This is a genomic window from Arthrobacter sp. fls2-241-R2A-200 (assembly GCF_030209745.1).
Lineage (GTDB): Bacteria > Actinomycetota > Actinomycetes > Actinomycetales > Micrococcaceae > Arthrobacter.
Genome location: NZ_JARVRJ010000003.1, coordinates 178,941 through 196,264, shown reverse-complemented (window position 1 = coordinate 196,264; position 17,324 = coordinate 178,941). Strand labels below are relative to the sequence as shown.

Genomic DNA, 17,324 nt, shown 5'->3' with positions numbered 1-17,324 from the left:
TCATGAACGAACCCAGCCCCACCACAGCGGCTCCGGCCGAAACTCAATCTGCACAGCCTTCCCATAGCAGCAACAACGCGCGGCTCGGGGCAAACAAGCTTGGCGTCGTCGCCATAGCCTTCTTCGCCATCGCCGCAGCGGCGCCCATGGCCGCCGTCGTGGGCGCAAGTCCGGTGATCTTCGCGGCGAGCGGCCCCGGAACCCCGGTTGTCTACATCATTGCCGCCCTCCTGGTAGCCCTCTTTTCAGTGGGATATCTCCGAATGAGCCAGCACATCACCAACGCTGGCGGATTCGTGGCCTACATAGCCAAAGGACTCGGAGTTAAGTGGGCCACAGGCGGGGCCGGCATTGCCATCCTCACGTACCTCAGCCTGCAAATTGGTCTATGGTCACAGTTTGGCGTTTTCGCGGCACAGTTGGTGCAGGGCCTCGCGGGCCTCGCAGTACCTGTCTACTTTTGGATCGTGGCCGTTCTGGCGCTCACTACGTTCCTGACCATGAAAGGCGTGGATGCCAGCCTTAGGGTTTTGGGGGTCCTGATTCTTGGCGAAACCCTGGTAGTTGCCGCGTTGATTGCCTCCCTCATCGCCCAAAAAGGTATCGGCATCTTTACGTTCGCAGGGTTCACGGCGGGAAGCATAGTAGGCCCGGGCCTGGGCATCTCGCTGCTGTTTGCCTTCGCCTGCTTCACCAGTTTTGAAGCCACGGTGGTGTTCGCCGAGGAGGCAAAGAATCCGCGTCGCACCATCCCGCGCGCCGCCTATCTGGTCATTGCGTTTGTGGGCGTCTTCTACGCGGTGTCCACCTGGGCCATCAGTGGTTCCATCGGAATTGACGGGATCCAAGCGGCGGCAACCGAAAACCCCTCCGGCATGATTTTCGACCTCGCTGCGGCCAGTGCGGGATCGTGGCTGAGCATCGCCATGCAGGTGCTGGTGGTCACAAGCTTTATCGCAATGCTCCTTGGATTGGCCAACATGTTCTCCCGGTACCTCTTCGCTCTTGGGCGCGCGGGATCACTTCCGGCCAAGTTGTCCTCGGTTTCCCGATCAGGTGCGCCGTCGTTCGCCGGCCTGGTCAACTCCTTGGTCGTCCTGGCAGTGATCAGCGCTTTCCTCATCGCCGGCGCCGATCCGATGGCAACGGTCTTCGCCTGGTTCGTGGCCCTGGGCACAGCGGGATTCATTTCCATCCTGCTCCTGACATCAGCGGCCATCCTGGTGTACTTCGCCAGATCAGGGCTGAGGGACAACCTCTGGGTCACCACCATCGCGCCGGCTCTGTCGCTTCTGGCCTTTGTGGTGGTCGCCTACCTGACTTTGGACAACTATGACGCCCTGCTTGGAGGCGAGGGAGGGGTAGCCCGATGGCTGCTCCTCGATATCCCGCTGTTCTTCATTGCAGGTATGGTCCGCGGAGCCCAAAAACCAACCATCAACTACGCAGCCGAAATCGTCTGACATCCCGAAAGGACCACGCATGACTACCACAGCTCTCCAAGACTACGTTCCGGAAGAAGAGTGGCCGCCCGTCTCCACCATGGTGGACGGATTTGGCGACCAGACGCTGCCTGCCTCGCCTGCACTGGTCAATACGAAGATCTCCCAGGAAACACCTGACGGTTCCCGCATCGAATACGCGTTCCAGACCCCGAATACCCTCTCCTGGTCGGAAGGAAGTTCGGGAGGGACTGCCGCCTATAAGGCGATTGAGGCCCGCGAGGGCATTTTCATTATCGACTTCGTCCGCGGACAGGCTGCCGACGCCGAAAATGTCACCATCATCTTTGATCGCACCAACGGTGCGCTCACCACGGCCGTCTCCAAGTTCACCACATCCAAGGGGACCGTGCGCGCCTCAACGGGCTTCACGCATACGAACATCAACGGACACCCCACGGTGCACCAACGATCGTCGGCACTCGTAGGTAAGCGGATCTTCTACCGCTACAGCGACGTCGAATCCTACGAGCACATCTACCTGAACCAAGGCACCTTCACATGGCACTGCGTCCGCGGTGGGGAGGCCGGGTTGGCTGACACGGATCGCTGCATGGTGTGGGACGTTGCGGAGGATTTGTACATCTTCTTTTGGACCGAAAAGGTCATGACCGTGGAAGCGGTGCTCCTGATAGACCTCCGCGAAAAACGATCTATTGGGCGCATGTTCGGGTGGGACAATCCAACCGGGGAACCGGTTAGCCTGCCGTTCGATTCAAGGCTCAGCATCCTGAACACCACCAACTACCCACAGGACACGCGCAAGCGTTGAGCGTGGTTCCCGATGACAGGAGTACACCATGGCCCAAGTTTTTCACGCCCACCTCGACCACACAGGCTTCGACTCTTTTGAGCTTGGAAGCGTCCAATGGCTCCGCCGTCCCGGTGATGACGGCAACGATTCGCTCAGCAGCGGTATCTGGAAAGTCACCCCTGAGCAAGCGCCTGAGCCGTTCGACCTCCCCATCGACCAGGACGAAACCATTTACATCATTTCGGGCCACCTCCGCATCGATGTCAAGGGTGGCGAGACCTTCGAACTCACCGCAGGTTCCATGGCGTCCCTGTCCAAAGGCGCCATGACGCGATGGGCGGTCCTTGAGCCCACTGTCGAATTCTTCGTTTACAGCTAGGAGCCAGCGCGTGGAGACTTCCGAGGTACTGATCATTGGTGCCGGGTTCGCGGGACTCACCGCGGCCCGCGAGCTGTCACGGCGCGGTCACACCACCACCGTGCTGGAGGCCAGAGATAGGATTGGCGGCCGAACCTATCTGGAGGAACGCCTCGGGCGCGACCTCGAGTTGGGAGGAACCTGGGTGCATTGGACCCAGCCCTATGTCTGGGCAGAGCTGGGGCGGTACGGGATCCCGGCCGTCCCTGGACCGGATTTCACCAAGGCTTTCTGGGTGGCCGATGGCCTGCGGCGCGAGGGGCCCGCTGAGCAGTTGACGGAGTTGCTCGATGCTCCCAACCGAACGCTCTTGGCTGACTCCCGCCGCTATTTCCCGCTGCCTTGGCAACCGCTGACCAACCCGGAGGTGCTCGACATTGACGGGATCACGCTCTCCGAGGCCATTGACAAGCTTGCCCTCCCCGAGGATCAGCGGCAACTGCTGAGGTCCTTCTGGACGCTGAACTTCAATGGCAGGCTTGACGAGGCCGCGTATACGCAGGCGTTGCGTTGGTGCGCGGTAGCCAGTGGCGATTGGCAGCTCATGTTTGAAGCATGTGCCAGTTTCAAGATCGAAGGGGGCACCCGTCGCCTGATAGATGCGATCCTCGCTGACTCAAGGGCGGAGCTATGGCTGAACCAACAGGTCGTCTCGGTTCGACAGGACCGCGATGAAGTGCGCGTTACAACCACGTGCGGAAAGACTTACGCAGCACGGCAACTCATTCTCGGCCTGCCTCTGAGCGTGTTGAACGATATCGACATCCAGCCGCCCCTGTCCCCTGTAAAAAGGGAAGCAGCGGCGAAAGGCCAAGCGGGCCGCGGTGCCAAACTGTGGATCACGGTGAAGGGTTGCCACGAACGCTTCGTTGCCCTTGGGCCGGAGACAGGCGCCTTGAACTTCCTCCAGGTCGAGTACATCGACGACGAATCCACCACCTTGGTGGGGTTCGGTCCCGACGCCGCGGCCGTGGACGTCGATGATGTCGCCGCAGCTCAACGGCATGTGGACGCACTGGTCCCAGGTCTGGAAGTGCTGGATGTAGCTGGGCACGACTGGGTTGCGGACCAGTTTGCCCAGTCCACGTGGCCCATGCATTACACGGGCTACCTCACAAACTGTTTGACCGAGCTTCAACGCCCCGAGGGCCGGATACACCTTGCCTGCTCGGACTACGCCAACGGGTGGGGCGGCTTCATTGACGGCGCCATCGAGAGCGGAATCGACGCTGCCCGCCACGTGGAAGCCGAGCTGCTCATGGAGGCGCGCTTACGGGACCAGGAGCACTTACGGGACCAGGAGTTAGTGCAAAAACCTAGCTGAGCTGGGCGGCGTTGCTGAGGGCGTGCGGCGGTCGGAGGAGCCCGGGCGTGTGTGCCTCAGCGGGATCATTGCCGAGCCGGATGATGTGGTTATCTGCACCCACGTGAACGACCTTGGGTTGGTATGCCCTGGCTTCCTCCGTGGTCATCTCGGCATAGGTAATGAGGATGACCGTGTCGCCAACATGGACCATGTGGGCGGCAGCACCGTTGATCCCGATCACGCCGGTGCCGCGCTCGCCCGCAATGGTGTAGGTCTCCAGACGGGCGCCATTGGTCACATCCACGATGGATACGAGCTCACCGGGAAGGATGTCGGCCGCCTCCAAGAGATCCAGATCGACGGTGACGGAGCCGACGTAGTGGAGGTCGGCATGGGTCACCGTTGCGCGGTGGATCTTGGACTTGAACATTGTGCGGATCATAATGCCTACAGTTTAGCGCGGCACCCTGTTCCAGCGCTGTGACGGATCTGACGTTCAGCACCGTGGAACGTACAACACTGCGGCGTCTGCCGCCCCTGGTTGGGTCGCTACAGCGCGTAGATGCTCCACGAGGCCGTGTGCTCGGCACCCGGCGCCAGCCGGATCAGGTCCGTGCCGCTACTGAACGCATCCGGCGGACACGTCATCGGCTCCACGGCCAGCCCAATCCGGCTCGGAATTGGTGCCGGTTTGTCTGCCGTATGGATCTGAAGCCACGGGCAGCTTTGGTCCCAGGACATTCCGACGCCGGTTCCCGCCGGGTCCCGTACGGAAAGGCGGGCCAGGCCGCCGTCGAACGTGATGTCCGTGAAGGCATGGTCGATCTCGGTGGCTCCGATGGCACGCGGGGAACGGAAATCGAACTCGTGGCCCTGCACCGGAGCCAGCGAAACAGGCAGGAGCCTATCCGGCGTGACCTCAAGGAAGGTGTCAGCAGCAAACTCCAGCACCCACTCATCCAAGGGTGAGGACCCGGCGACGAGGTACGGGTGCGGGCAGACACCGTAGGGAGCGGTGACGTCGGCTGCGTTGCGGGCCGTGACGGACGCGTGCAGCCCGGTTTCGTCGAGCACGTAGCTGGCCGAGAGCTCAAGCACGAACGGATAGCCCGTGGTCGGCCCCACAGTGCACGACAACGTGAGCGACGCGGCGTCGGACTCCTTCAAGGTCCAGTCGAGGGCGAAAGCCAGCCCATGCAAGGCGGTTCCGCGCTCGGGTTCGTTGACCGGCGCATGGTGCTCGACGCCGTCGAAAATGTACTTCCCGTCCTCGATCCGGTTCGGCCACGGCGCGGCGATGATGCCGCGGAAGTCCGGGATCGGACCGCCGACCGGGAACGGAACCACAAGGTCCCGTCCCTCAAACTGCAACACCCGCAAGGCAGCCGCGTGGGCGGTCACAACAGCCGTGTAACCGCCCGCGCTCAGCGTAAATTCGGGGCTCACAGGCCGCCGGCCAGCTTGTAGTAGGCGGCGTTCCAAGCGAGTTCCTTTTTGAACTGTTTGATGGTGGTGTCCTCATCAATGGTGAGAAGTTCGGTCTTTGCGATTTCGGCGAAGTCCTCGAACACCTCCAGGCCCACCTGCGTTGACAACACCGTGTGGTGTGCCGCACCGGCGGTCAGCCACGCTGCGGCCGAGGTGGAGAAGTTGGGTTTGGGCTCCCAGAGCGCTCGGGCCACGGGCAGGTTGGGGAGCGGCTGGTCAAGGTCGACGACGTCCACGACGTTCGCGACCAAGCGGAACCGATCGCGCATATCGGACAGCGCGACGACGACGCCGGGGCCGGCATCGGTGTCAAACACCATGCGGACGGGATCTTCCTTGCCGCCGATGCCCAGCGGGTGGATCTCCACGCGCGGCTTCTTCGCTGTCAGGGAGGGGCAGACCTCCAGCATGTGGGCACCGAGGATCTTCTCCGAGCCCGGCTCCAGATGGTAGGTGTAGTCCTCCATGAGCGAGGCACCGCCGGGCAGGCCCGAGCCCATGACCTTCGCGGCGCGGACCAGGATAGCGGTCTTCCAGTCCCCTTCGGCGCCGAATCCGTATCCATCGGCCATGAGGCGCTGCACGGCCATTCCGGGGAGCTGGCGCAACTCACCGAGGTCCTCGAAGGAGGTGGTGAACGCGGCCGAGCCGTTCGCTTCGAGGAAGCTGCGCAGGCCGAGTTCGATGCGCGCGCTGTAGCGGAGCGATTCGTGGCGGGTACCGCCTGCTTTTAGCTCGTCAGCCACGTCGTAGAGGCGCTCGTACTCGGCGACCAAGGCGTCGACGTCGGACTCTGCAGCGCCGTGGACGGCGTCGGCGAGCTCGTTGACGGACCAGGTGTTCACCGAAACGCCGAAGCGCAGCTCGGCCTCGGTCTTGTCGCCTTCGGTGACGGCGACGTTGCGCATGTTGTCACCGAAGCGGGTCAGTTTCAGGCTGCGGACGGCGGCCCATCCGGCGGAGGCGCGCTGCCACGCGCCCACTTGACGGGCCACGTCCGGATTGCTGACATGCCCGACGACTGTCTTCCGCGGCACGCCGAGGCGCGACTGGATGTAACCGAATTCCCGGTCACCATGGGCCGCCTGATTGAGGTTCATGAAGTCGAAGTCGATGTCCGCCCACGGCAAGTCCCTGTTGGCCTGGGTGTGCAGGTGCAGCAGCGGCTTGCGCAGTGCGTCCAAGCCTTGGATCCACATCTTGGCCGGGCTGAAGGTGTGCATCCACGCCGTTACGCCGATGACGGCATCGTTTGAATTCGCTTCCAGCGCGGTGCGGCGGATGGCATCGGAATCGGTGAGGACCGGCTTCCAGACCAGCCTGACCGGTACGTCGCTGGCAGCGTTCAACGCATTGGCGATCTCTTGGGACTGCGCTGCGACTTGCTTAAGGACATCCTCACCGTAGAGGTGCTGGCTGCCGGTGAGGAACCAGACTTCGTACTGCTCCAGCGAAGTGTTGTTGGCGGCAGTCTTGTTGGGCATGTGGTGCTCCTGGAGTGTGGGGGTGTTCGGCTTGCTGTACCGTTGCTGGCTGTTCAGTGTTGGTTTCTTCAGTGCGCTAGCGGCCGTAGACGTTTTGGTAGCGGTCGTACAGGGACTCGATCTGGGCTTGATTGATCGGTAGCGGATCGCCGAGTTGGCGTGATACGTGCACTGTCTTGGCCACTTCCTCGCACATCACGGCGGCTTTGACGGCGGCGCGGGCGTCCTTGCCAATGGTGAATGGGCCGTGGTTTTGCATAAGTACAGCGGGGGAGTTGGAGCCCTTAAGTGTTGCCACGATGCCCTGGCCGATCGAGTCGTCTCCGATCAACGCAAACGGTCCCACCGGGATGGGCCCACCAAATTCGTCGCCCATCATGGTGAGTACGCACGGGATTTCTTCTCCCCGGGCCGCCCACGCTGTGGCATAGGTCGAGTGCGTGTGGACCACGCCGCCAACCTCGGGCATGTGCCGGTAAACGTAGGCATGCGCCGCTGTGTCCGAGGACGGCGACAGGTCCGGGTTTCCCCAATCCACAGTGCCGTTGCTGCCCGTGTTGATGCCGCGGACAGGGGTGCCGTAGAGGTCGGTGACAACCATCGATTCCGGGGTGAGCTCCGCGTAGGAGATGCCCGAGGGTTTGATGACCATCAGGTCGTGTCCCGGGATCCGGGCGGAAACGTTCCCTGCCGTCCAGACCACGAGCTCGTAACGCGTCAGTTCGGCGTGAAGCTCGCAAACTTCTTTGCGCACCCTTGCGATGGTGTCCAGCAACGCGCTCATTTGGTGGCTCCTTCCAAGGAGTTGACTTGGTCCCCTGAGCTGCCGGATGCTGAGCTGCCGGATGCTGAGCTGCCAGGTCCTGAGCTGTTAGATGCTGGGTTGTTAGATGCAGCGCGGTCGAGTGCCGCCCCTTGGATTGCTGTGCGCTGGATTGCCTTGAGGCGGTGCATAACGTTGTTCTCCCCGCGGCCGAAGTAGTCGTGCAGGGCTTGGTATTCCTGGAACAAGACCTCGTAAGCCGCGACATTTTCGGGGATGGGCGTGTACACAGCTCCCGGTGCAGCGGACATGGACGCAGCGGCTTCCCTGATGTCCTGGTACTTCCCGGCGGCCACTGCGGCGTGGATGGCAGAGCCGAGGGCAGGGCCTTGTTCGGATCCGATGGTGGATAGCTGCAGCCCGGTGACGTCCGAGTAGATCTGCATCAGGAACTTGTTCTTCAGGAGTCCACCGGCCACGATGAACTCCTTCACCGGGACGCCGGAGTCGCGGAAGGCATCCACGATGGTGCGCGTCCCGAATGCCGTGGCTTCCAGCAGGGCGCGGTAGGTGTCTTCGGGCTTAGTGGCCAGTGTTTGCCCCACCAACACTCCGGACAGCTCGTGGTCAACCATCACCGAGCGGTTGCCTGAGTGCCAGTCCAAGGCGATCAGGCCGTGCTCCCCGATTGCTTGCCTCTGGGCGAGTTCGGTCAAGTATTCGTGGATGCCCTGGCCCTGTTCGGCGGCGGCCTGGTGGTACTGGGGCGGGACTCCGTTCTTCGTAAACCAACCGAAGATGTCCCCGACGCCGGATTGGCCGGCTTCGTAACCCCACAGCCCGTCCACGATGCCGCCGTCGACAACGCCGCACATGCCCGGAACCTCACGCAGGACGTCGCCGTTCATCACATGGCAGGTGGATGTGCCCATGATCGCGACCAGTTGCCCGGGCTCCACTGCGTTGGCCGCCGGGGCGCTGACGTGGGCGTCCACGTTGCCCACGGCTACCGCGATTCCAGCAGGAAGACCCGTCCACGCGGCTGCTTCTTCGGTCAAGTAGCCGGCCGCGTCACCCAAGCGGCCGATGGTGTGTTCGAGTTTCGCGCTGACAAAGTCCTTGAAATCCGGGTTGAGGGCCGTCAAAAAATCGTCCGACGGGTAATGACCGTCTTGGTAGATGCCTTTGTAGCCAGCCGTGCACGCATTGCGCACATAGCTTCCACACAACTGCCAGACGATCCAGTCTGCTGCCTCCACCCAGTGGTCCATGGCCCCGTAGACTTCCGGATCCTCTTCGAGGAGCTGCAGGCCTTTGGCGAACTCCCATTCGGAGGAAATCAGGCCACCGTAGCGGGGGAGCCACGACTCGCCGCGTTCCTCGGCGAGCTGGTTGATCCGGTCGGCCTGCGGCTGAGCTGCGTGGTGGCGCCAGAGCTTCACGAACGCGTGCGGACGGTCCGCGAAGCGTTCCAGTTCGTTCAGCGGCGTGCCGTCGGCCGTCGTCGGAACCATGGTGCATGCGGTGAAGTCGGTAGCGATGCCCACCACCGCGGCGGGGTCAATTCCAGCGTCGACGACGGCGGCCGGGACCGCGTTGCGGAGAACGTCGCGGTAATCGTCGGGTACTTGCAGGGCCCAGTCGGCCGGGAGCCGCCGGCCGGTACCGGGGAGCTTTTCAGTCACGACGGCGTGCGGGTACTCGAACACACCGCTGCCGAGTTCGGCGCCGTCCGAGACCCGTACCACGACGGCGCGTCCGGACAGCGTCCCGTAATCCACGCCAATCACATATTGCTGGTCAAGCGGGAGGTTTTCAAAGGTATTCATGGGTCTCCATCCGGCTGGCCAGGGCCTCATTGCCGGGGGTTGGGGTGGGAAACTACACTAGGTCTGATGCAATTGTTAGCGCTCACAACTTTGATGTCAAGAGCGGGCTCTTCGGTCAGGGTTGCTTGCGACGCCGGTGTGGCGCGGGGCTACTTAATTCGAGAACGTCGCCGTGGTGGAACGGACCACCAAGTAGGGCTCCACCGTGACTGCCGGCCGAGGGTCCCCGCCCTCGAGTCGTTCCACCAGTAAGTCGATGGACCTGCGCCCCAGTTCTTCGAAGTCCTGGGCAACCGTGGTCAGCGGCGGGATGAAGTAGGCCGATTCAGGTTGATCGTCGAAGCCCACAACGCTGATGTCGGACGGTACCTGCACACCTGACTCGTGGAAGGCACGCAGGACGCCCAACGCCATTTGGTCATTGGCTACGAAAAGCGCCGTCACAGTCCGCTCCTGCGCGATACTCAAACCCGCCCGGTAGCCGCATTCGGCGCTCCAATCGCCTTCGATCATGGCGCCGGGTTCCAGGCCCGCTTCGGTCACGGCATCCCGCCAACCGTCGATCCGAGCTGCCGCGTCGATCCAATCGGCGGGACCGGAGAGGTGCCCAATCCGGGTGTGTCCCAGCTCCACAAGGTGCTCTACGGCCAGGCGCGCCCCTTGGCGTTGGTTAACCATGGCTCCGCTGAGGCGTTCATCTCCGGCTGAGCCCACGGCAACGAGCGGCACATGCGCGGTCACATCCTGGAGGACCTCAAAAGTGCCCGGGTGCGGAACGATCACCACGATCCCATCCACGCCCTGATCCATGAAATGGGCGATCGCGTCTTTGATGGAAGCCGGTGTTACCTCCCGCAAGCTGGCGATGCTGACGAAATATCCGGAGTCCCTCGCCGCCTGCTGGACACCAAGGAGGGTGCGGGAAGGACCATACTGGGCCATTTCGCTTCCTAGGACGCCTATGGTTTGGGAGCGCCGCGTCACCAGGCTCCGCGCGGCAGTGTTTCGCCGATATCCGAGCTCAGTGATGGCTTGTTCCACGCGCTCACGTGTGGTGGAGCTGACGTTGGGATGGTTGTTGAGCACCCGGGACACGGTCTGGTGGGAGACGCCGGCCACGCGGGCAACATCCTCCATCACGGGTGGCCGGCCTTGTGCGGATTGTTCAGTGCTCACCCTGTCACGATAGAGCACTGGCGACGCCGATCAGCTCATCGCTGCGCGAGTGGCACACTGCCGATACCTCGTCAGGAAAGGGGCAGGCCCATCCGCGGGCGCCGGCACTACTTCCGTGCCCTCGATGGGCCATTCGGGGAACCGGCCTTCGAGAACGCCGGCAGCCTGGCGTGCCGCTCCATTCGCAACGTACTCGCCGGGTTCAGGAACGAATACCGGCAATTGGAAGGCGGTCGCAGCAACATGCTGCACTGCCGGTGATTGGGCCCCGCCGCCCACCAGGACGACGCGACGCGCCGAGACCCCCTGGGCCTGCAACGCGGCCAGCCCGTCCGCCAAGGAACAGACCACGCCCTCGACGGCGGCCCGGGCAAGGTTGGCCCGTGTGTAATTAGAGAGTGTGATGCCGTGCAAGGAGCCGGTTGCGTTCGGCAGGTTCGGTGTCCTCTCTCCCTCGAAATAGGGGATGAGTGTCAGCCCCTCTGCTCCCTCCGGGGCGGTCAACGCCAGCTCGCTGAGTTCGGGCAGGTCCACGCCCAGCAGTGCCGCTGTCGCATCAAACACCCGGGTGGCGTTGAGCGTGCAGGCCAGTGGCAAGTAATGGCCGGTGGCGTCAGCGAAACCTGCCACCAATCCGGTCGCATCCTTTGAAGGAACATCGGATACAGCGAACACTGTCCCCGAGGTGCCGATGGAAATCACGACATCGCCAACGCCCGCGCTCACGCCCAGAGCTGCGGCAGCGTTGTCCCCGGCGCCTGGCCCTATCAGTGCACCGGACGGCATTTTCCCGGCAACGTCCAACGGCCCCGCAACGGTGGGCAGCGCCGGCACGTGTCCGAGTGTGCTTTCGAGGACCTGGGGTAGGTACTCGCCCGAAGAAGCCGCATGGTAGCCCGTTCCTGAGGCGTCCGAACGATCAGTCCGGAGGAGGCCCAGCGACGACGGCCCAGTGCCAGGTCCGTGGCCAGCGAGCCGCCAGGAGAGCCAATCGTGGGGGAGGCATACTGCGGCGGTCCGGGCTGCGTTCTCCGGCTCGTGGCGCGCAAGCCACCGGAGTTTCGTGGCCGTCAAGGAAGCTACGGGCACTGTCCCTGTCCTGGCCGCCCAATGCTCGGCCCCAGCCTTGGCGTTGCCGTTCCCGGCCTCCACTATCAATTCTTCGGCGTCGCCTGCCGATCGGGTGTCGTTCCATAGCAGGGCGGGCCTGACTACCTCGCCGGACTCGTCCAGGCACACCATGCCGTGCTGCTGGCCGCCCACTGAAACGGCCTCGACGTCGTCCAGGCCGCCCGCCTGGGAAATGGCTTCCTGCAGGGCGGTCCACCAGTGATCCGGGTGGATCTCTGTGCCGTCGGGATGGGAAGCCCGGCCCTGACGCACCAGGGCACCGGTGTCAGAGTCCCGGATGACGACTTTGCAGGACTGTGTGCTGCTGTCGATTCCTGCTACAAGGGGCATGAATTTTCCTTTGGCGGACCGTCACCGGCCGTGCCGGGTGAAGTTGGCGCGGCCGGTGACGGCGTGAGGGTGGGGTGTGGTTTAGCGGGCGCCGAGCAGGTGCTCGATGGCCAGCTGGTTGAGGCGCACAAAGGCGAACGAACGTTCGGCGGCCTTGTCGGCGTCGAACGTGTCGAAGGCGCTGGCGTCTGCAAGCAGGTCCGCCGTGGTCTCCCCGGCGTTCAGCGTGGGTTCGCCCAGTTCGAAGACGCCAGATGCGGCGAGGGCTTCCTGGACGTCCGAATCGGCGCGGAATGCCAGGGCGCGTTCCTTCAGGAGGAGATACATGGACATGTTCGCCTTGGCGGATTCCCACACGCCGTCGTAACCATCCGTGCGCGAGGGCTTGTAGTCGAAGTGGCGGGGACCATCGTACTTAGGTCCGCCATTGGGGAAGCCGTTTTCGAGCAGGTCCACGGTGAAGAAGGCGCTGGTGAGATCGCCGTGGCCGAACACAAGGTCCTGATCGTATTTGATGCCGCGCTGGCCATTGAGGTCGATGTGGAAGAGCTTGCCCGCCCACAGGGCCTGGGCAATGCCGTGGGTGAAGTTCAGCCCCGCCATCTGCTCGTGGCCGGTCTCGGGGTTCAGGCCGACGATGTCTCCGTGTTCCAGCTGGGCGATGAACGCAAGGCCGTGGCCGACGGTGGGCAGGAAGATATCACCACGGGGCTCGTTCGGCTTCGGTTCAAGGGCAATCCTCAGGCCGTAGCCCTTTTCCTTGATGTAGCCAGCGGCGGTGTCAACGCCTTCCCGCATCCGGTCCAGGGCGGCAGAGAGATCCTTGGACCCGTCATATTCGCTGCCTTCGCGGCCGCCCCACATGACGAAGGTGTCTGCACCAAGCTCTGCTGCCAAGTCGATGTTCCGCAGGATTTTGCTGAGTGCGAAGCGCCGAACCGAGCGGTCGTTCGACGTGAAACCGCCGTCCTTGAACACCGGGTGGCTGAACAGGTTAGTGGTGACCATGGGAACTTTCAGGCCCGTCTCCGCCAACGCACCCTTGAAGTTCTTGAGGATAAGGTCGCGTTCGGACGCGCTGGCATCAAACGGAATGAGGTCGTTGTCGTGGAAAGTGATGCCGTAAGCACCGAGTTCGCTCAGCTTGTGGACGGCTTCCACTGGATCCAAAGCGGCTCGGGTGGCGACACCGAAGGGATCCGCACCGGTCCAGCCGACGGTCCAGAGGCCGAAAGTGAAGCGATCCTGCGGGGTTGGCTGCGGGGACATGAATTGCTCCTTTGCAAAGCAGGGGAAGGGTGAAAAACCTTGGGATTTAGTTTTCAATCTGAACTATATGGCTGATAATGGATCATGGTCAATAGGCGATGACCACATCGCCGAAACAGCCAAGCGCGCCGGAACAGCCGAGCATGCGAACGTCCGGATCGTGCTAACAGCAAGGAGGGTGCGCCGTGAATGAACCAGCAGCGCCCAATGCGCCCGGCCGGGTGGGGGACGTCCGCCGTCGAAACCTGTCATTGGTGCTGGACTCCATTGCCCGCACGGGCGATTCGAAGCCAAGCCGGGCGCAGTTAGCCGCCGGAACGGGGCTGACCAAGGCCGCAGTGTCCAGCCTTGTCGCGGACCTCGTCGAATCCGGACTGGTCGCGGAGGTAGGCCTCTACCGCGACGGCGAGCGTGGGCGCCCAGGGCAAGGCCTTGAGCTCAGTTCCCGACGGGGCGTGGTGGGCATGGAGATCAATGTGGATTACTTGTCGGTCGGCTTGGTGGACCTTGCAGGAAACCTCAGGTTTTCAGCCAGCATCGAATCACGGAACCGCGGGCTGGCTCCAGACGCTGTCATGGCCCGTCTGGCCGGATTGGCAGCCGAGGCAAGGGCGGCCGCCGACGCCGAAGGCATCAGCATCATGGGAGGCGGTCTCGCCGTGCCTGGCCTTGTGGATGAGCAACGCGGCATCGTCCTGTCAGCCCCCAACTTGCACTGGCAGTACGAAAGATTGGATCCCCAGGCCTTGTTGGACGGTGCGCCCCTGGGTGTCAGGTTGTCCAATGAGGCCAATAGCGCCGCGCTCGGCGAGCTTTGGTACGGCGGGGGGCGGCCGGACTTCCTTTATGTCTCGGGCGAGGTTGGGGTCGGTGGGGGAGTCGTCATCGGGTCCGAGCTTTACACGGGCCCCGGCGGCAATGCGGGCGAGCTCGGGCATATGGTGGTTCACCCGGATGGGCCGCCCTGTTCCTGCGGAGGCGCCGGCTGCCTGGAAACCTTTGCAGGCCAAGAGGCCATCTTCCAAGCTGCCGGCATCGCCGAAGGCTCCTTCAAGGAACGGACCGAGCTGCTGCTGCGCGCCCTTGACGACGGAACCCCGGCTGCGTCCAAGGCAGTGGACGACGCCGGCCGGTACTTGGGCGTGGCGCTCGCCTCTGCTGCCCGCCTGATGGATGTGCAGGCGATCGTCCTCGGAGGCCATTTTGCGGTGTTGGGACAGTGGCTGATGCCCGCGCTGGCCGGTAGCCTCGAGCGACACGCTCCGGGGCTTCTGGATCCCAAGAACCTCACCGTATCCGGGCTGGAGCACTCCGGAACGCTCCTGGGCGCAGCTGGCCAGGTCATTCGTTCGGTCATCGAATCACCCTTTGAGTTCCTGTTGGCTGCCAAGCTCGCTTAGCCGGACTGGATCCGCTGATTCGGAAGGCGCTCGAGGTAAAACGGCGTGGATGCTTCCCATGGATTCATCAGGATGCTTAGTATTGAGGGGTCAGTTGTTCGCGCAAACTACCCCAACGGACGAGTGCCCCATGACATCACAAGACTCAGCCCAAACCAGCACGGCGAAGGCGCAGACCGCTCCTTCACCCGATGATTCCCGCAAGGCCGATGGTCCCACGGACCTCACCAAGCCCACGTGGATGTACATTGCCAAGCGGACCTTGCGTGAGTTCAGCAAAGACCAGTGCCCCGACGCTGCTGCCGGGCTCACCTACTATGCCGTCCTCTCGCTTTTCCCTGCGCTCCTGGCGCTGGTGTCCCTGTTGGGACTCTTCGGAAACGCCCAAAAAACCACGTCGTCATTGCTGGACATCGTCCAGCAATTCGCGCCGGGACCCGGGCTGGACGCCATGCGTAAGCCCATTGAGGAGTTGACCACCTCCAACGCGGCGGGATTCGCCTTGGTGTTGGGCATTCTGGTGGCGCTGTGGTCAGCGTCGGGTTATGTGACGGCGTTCAGCCGGGCGATGAACCGCGTGTACGAAGTTGATGAGGGCCGCGGCTTCATCAAGCTCCGTGGCACCATGCTTGCCGTTACCGTCGTCGCGGTTGTTGGTGCCGCCCTCGTCGCCGCCATGCTGGTCCTCACCGGACCTGTGGCCGAATCGATCGGGAAAGCCATCGGCATGTCTGAGGGGTTCCTGACTGTATGGAACATAGCCAAGTGGCCCGTACTCGTCGTATTGGTGGTCATCATCATCGCGGTCTTGTTCTACTTCACCCCCAACGTCAAGCAGCCCAAGTTCCGTTGGATGAGCATGGGGTCCCTGATCGCCCTGGTCATCTTCGCCTTGGCGTCACTTGGCTTCGGCTTCTATGTTGCCAACTTCGGCAACTACAACAAGACCTACGGGGCCTTGGCCGGGGTCATCATCATGCTTTTGTGGCTCTGGATCCTCAATATGTCACTCCTCTTCGGTGCCGAATTCGACGCCGAAATGGAACGCGGACGCGAGCTGCAGTCAGGCATCGAAGCCGAAGAGAGCCTCCAGTTGCCTCCGCGCGGTACCAAGCGGAGTGACAAGGCGCAGAAGAAGGAAGAAGAAGGCATCCGTGCAGGTGAAGAACTCCGCGAGTCGCACCGGGACTAAAGTCGGCGCAAGCCAGGGAGGCCGCTAACGGTGAAAACGGAGCCCCGAAACAAGAAACTCAAGAGCATCAAGAACGGCGATCGGGTGGCCATCCGTGGCGAAGTGTTCCAGGTCAGTTCGGTGCGGCCACAAGCAGACTCGCAGAATATCCAGCTGGAGCTGCAAGGGAACGACGGCGGCTCGGTCACCGTTATAGGGGTCCCGGGGGCTAGAGTCTCCTTGGCTGCAACGCCCTGATTGAGCGGAGGGGCCTGGCCGGTGAGCGGACTGGCTTGCGGTGGGCGGACGGGCTCCCTGGGCTAAGTCGACTTGCTCAGGGTGCGTCCCATGATGGCTTGGGTCAGTGCGTCGATCACCTCAGCGTTCGCCAACGGATTTCGGATCAAGGTGAAATCGACGTCACCTACTGGTGGCAGTCCGAAGCGCTGAGTGATCACTTTCAAGTCCTCGGGAACCAGGGACGCCGGCATCACAGCCACTCCGATGCCGGCGCGCACCGCCGCCAGTACCCCACTGATCTGCTTGGTACTGCACGTGATCCGCCACGTCCTGCCCGCTGCCTCCAATGCGTCAATGGCCAGCTTCCGGCTGAGGCTGGGCGCGGGGTAGGCAATAAGCGGTACAGGGGCTCCCGGCTCCAACTGGGTCTGTTCAAGGCCGACCCAGGCAAAGTTGTCGTGCCGGACCACGGTCCCTTCCTTGGCTCCGGCGACCCACTTTACAAAGACCAGATCCAGCTGCCCGGCGTTGAGCCGCTTGTAGAGCTGATCGCTTTGGCTGACGGTGAGTTCCAGGTTGATCTGGGGGTACAGCTGCCGGAATTCGCGCAGGATCCGGGGGAGTCCGGTGATGGCAAGATCGTCTGCCGTGCCGAAGCGGAGGCGGCCACGCATGGCCGATCCGGAAAAGTAGCGGGCTGCCGAGTCGTGGGCCGCCAGGATGTTCCGGGCAAAACCGGCCATGGCGTCGCCATTATCGGTGAGCCTGACCTCGCGGGTATCACGGGCGACGAGCGCACGTTTGGCTGCGGCTTCGAGCTTGCGGACATGCTGGCTGACGGTGGGCTGGGCCAGGCCGAGCCGCTCTGCTGCCTTAGTGAAACTCAGGGTCTCGGCGACGGCAAGGAAGGTGCGGAGCTGGACGGGTTCGAACACGGAACTCCTCGGAGGGGCCGGGATGGAAACTGCGCCGTACGGGAAGCGGTCATTGCGTTTCGCAATGCTAGTTATAGGCCTAATACGCTTCCATGATTGCTGCTGGCCACCATAGCGTTAATCACATC

At 62.9% G+C, this 17,324-nt stretch carries 16 protein-coding genes; 7 read left to right on the top strand and 9 right to left on the bottom strand.

Features of this window, described 5'->3' with window-relative positions:
- Window positions 1–2 precede the first annotated feature (2 nt).
- Genes QRN42_RS04105 through QRN42_RS04090 form a run of 4 tightly spaced genes read left to right on the top strand, consistent with a single transcriptional unit; the run spans window position 3 to window position 3,998 of the window.
- Entirely contained in the window at window positions 3–1,463 is a 1,461-nt protein-coding gene (locus QRN42_RS04105) for an APC family permease (protein ID WP_284978212.1), read from the top strand.
- A 19-nt stretch (window positions 1,464–1,482) separates the two neighbouring features.
- Window positions 1,483–2,274, top strand: coding sequence for a MoaF C-terminal domain-containing protein (locus tag QRN42_RS04100; RefSeq protein ID WP_284978211.1), 792 nt, complete (start codon window positions 1,483–1,485; stop codon window positions 2,272–2,274).
- 28 nt (window positions 2,275–2,302) lie between these two features.
- A complete protein-coding gene (locus tag QRN42_RS04095; RefSeq protein WP_284978210.1) occupies window positions 2,303–2,635 on the top strand; it encodes a cupin domain-containing protein in 333 nt (110 codons plus the stop codon).
- Window positions 2,636–2,645: 10 nt separating this feature from the next.
- The gene (locus QRN42_RS04090; protein ID WP_284978209.1) at window positions 2,646–3,998 is read left to right on the top strand and encodes a flavin monoamine oxidase family protein; all 1,353 of its coding nucleotides are present in this window, start codon (window positions 2,646–2,648) and stop codon (window positions 3,996–3,998) included.
- Here the strand turns inward: QRN42_RS04090 and panD are convergent.
- The 8 genes from panD to xylA all read right to left on the bottom strand — a co-directional run bounded on the left by panD (window position 3,991) and on the right by xylA (window position 13,450).
- Window positions 3,991–4,422 carry an aspartate 1-decarboxylase gene (gene panD, locus QRN42_RS04085; RefSeq protein ID WP_284978208.1) on the bottom strand — a complete coding sequence of 144 codons (432 nt, stop codon included), beginning with the start codon at window positions 4,420–4,422 and terminating at the stop codon, window positions 3,991–3,993. The two genes, QRN42_RS04090 and panD, sit on opposite strands and share 8 nt — an antisense overlap.
- Window positions 4,423–4,529: 107 nt before the next feature.
- Window positions 4,530–5,426, bottom strand: coding sequence for an aldose 1-epimerase family protein (locus QRN42_RS04080; protein ID WP_284978207.1), 897 nt, complete (start codon window positions 5,424–5,426; stop codon window positions 4,530–4,532).
- On the bottom strand, window positions 5,423–6,952 hold the full coding sequence (gene araA / locus QRN42_RS04075; protein ID WP_284978206.1) for an L-arabinose isomerase: 1,530 nt from the start codon (window positions 6,950–6,952) through the stop codon (window positions 5,423–5,425). The genes QRN42_RS04080 and araA overlap by 4 nt, the downstream gene beginning before the upstream one ends.
- 76 nt (window positions 6,953–7,028) lie before the next feature.
- Window positions 7,029–7,736, bottom strand: coding sequence for an L-ribulose-5-phosphate 4-epimerase (locus QRN42_RS04070; RefSeq protein ID WP_284978205.1), 708 nt, complete (start codon window positions 7,734–7,736; stop codon window positions 7,029–7,031).
- The gene (gene araB, locus QRN42_RS04065; RefSeq protein ID WP_284978204.1) at window positions 7,733–9,544 is read right to left on the bottom strand and encodes a ribulokinase; all 1,812 of its coding nucleotides are present in this window, start codon (window positions 9,542–9,544) and stop codon (window positions 7,733–7,735) included. Before araB ends, QRN42_RS04070 begins: the two co-directional genes overlap by 4 nt.
- A gap of 153 nt (window positions 9,545–9,697) precedes the next feature.
- A complete protein-coding gene (locus QRN42_RS04060) occupies window positions 9,698–10,681 on the bottom strand; it encodes a LacI family DNA-binding transcriptional regulator (protein ID WP_284978242.1) in 984 nt (327 codons plus the stop codon).
- A 69-nt stretch (window positions 10,682–10,750) separates the two neighbouring features.
- A complete protein-coding gene (xylB, locus tag QRN42_RS04055; protein ID WP_284978203.1) occupies window positions 10,751–12,181 on the bottom strand; it encodes a xylulokinase in 1,431 nt (476 codons plus the stop codon).
- 81 nt (window positions 12,182–12,262) lie between these two features.
- The gene (gene xylA / locus QRN42_RS04050) at window positions 12,263–13,450 is read right to left on the bottom strand and encodes a xylose isomerase (RefSeq protein WP_284978202.1); all 1,188 of its coding nucleotides are present in this window, start codon (window positions 13,448–13,450) and stop codon (window positions 12,263–12,265) included.
- Between the two features lie 185 nt (window positions 13,451–13,635).
- Here xylA and QRN42_RS04045 point away from each other — a divergent pair, with 185 nt between their 5' ends.
- The 3 genes from QRN42_RS04045 (at window position 13,636) to QRN42_RS04035 (ending at window position 16,279) form a co-directional block, all read left to right on the top strand.
- The gene (locus tag QRN42_RS04045) at window positions 13,636–14,850 is read left to right on the top strand and encodes an ROK family transcriptional regulator (protein ID WP_284978201.1); all 1,215 of its coding nucleotides are present in this window, start codon (window positions 13,636–13,638) and stop codon (window positions 14,848–14,850) included.
- A 130-nt stretch (window positions 14,851–14,980) separates the two neighbouring features.
- Window positions 14,981–16,042, top strand: coding sequence for a YihY/virulence factor BrkB family protein (locus QRN42_RS04040; RefSeq protein ID WP_284978200.1), 1,062 nt, complete (start codon window positions 14,981–14,983; stop codon window positions 16,040–16,042).
- Between the two features lie 30 nt (window positions 16,043–16,072).
- Entirely contained in the window at window positions 16,073–16,279 is a 207-nt protein-coding gene (locus QRN42_RS04035; RefSeq protein ID WP_284978199.1) for a hypothetical protein, read from the top strand.
- Between the two features lie 62 nt (window positions 16,280–16,341).
- On the opposite strand, the gene QRN42_RS04030 is transcribed toward QRN42_RS04035, so the two are convergent.
- Window positions 16,342–17,196: a LysR substrate-binding domain-containing protein gene (locus QRN42_RS04030; protein ID WP_284978198.1), complete on the bottom strand. Its 855-nt coding sequence runs from the start codon at window positions 17,194–17,196 to the stop codon at window positions 16,342–16,344.
- Window positions 17,197–17,324: the final 128 nt, after the last annotated feature.

Excerpts from the sequence above, each read along its gene's own strand:
- QRN42_RS04105 (WP_284978212.1), top strand. The coding sequence starts at position 3 with ATGAACGAACCCAGCCCCACCACAGCGGCTCCGGCCGAAACTCAATCT.
- QRN42_RS04100 (WP_284978211.1), top strand. The coding sequence starts at position 1,483 with ATGACTACCACAGCTCTCCAAGACTACGTTCCGGAAGAAGAGTGGCCG.
- QRN42_RS04095 (WP_284978210.1), top strand. The coding sequence starts at position 2,303 with ATGGCCCAAGTTTTTCACGCCCACCTCGACCACACAGGCTTCGACTCT.
- panD (WP_284978208.1), bottom strand. The coding sequence starts at position 4,422 with ATGATCCGCACAATGTTCAAGTCCAAGATCCACCGCGCAACGGTGACC.
- araA (WP_284978206.1), bottom strand. The coding sequence starts at position 6,952 with ATGCCCAACAAGACTGCCGCCAACAACACTTCGCTGGAGCAGTACGAA.
- QRN42_RS04070 (WP_284978205.1), bottom strand. The coding sequence starts at position 7,736 with ATGAGCGCGTTGCTGGACACCATCGCAAGGGTGCGCAAAGAAGTTTGC.
- araB (WP_284978204.1), bottom strand. The coding sequence starts at position 9,544 with ATGAATACCTTTGAAAACCTCCCGCTTGACCAGCAATATGTGATTGGC.
- QRN42_RS04060 (WP_284978242.1), bottom strand. The coding sequence starts at position 10,681 with ATGGAGGATGTTGCCCGCGTGGCCGGCGTCTCCCACCAGACCGTGTCC.
- xylB (WP_284978203.1), bottom strand. The coding sequence starts at position 12,181 with ATGCCCCTTGTAGCAGGAATCGACAGCAGCACACAGTCCTGCAAAGTC.
- xylA (WP_284978202.1), bottom strand. The coding sequence starts at position 13,450 with ATGTCCCCGCAGCCAACCCCGCAGGATCGCTTCACTTTCGGCCTCTGG.
- QRN42_RS04040 (WP_284978200.1), top strand. The coding sequence starts at position 14,981 with ATGACATCACAAGACTCAGCCCAAACCAGCACGGCGAAGGCGCAGACC.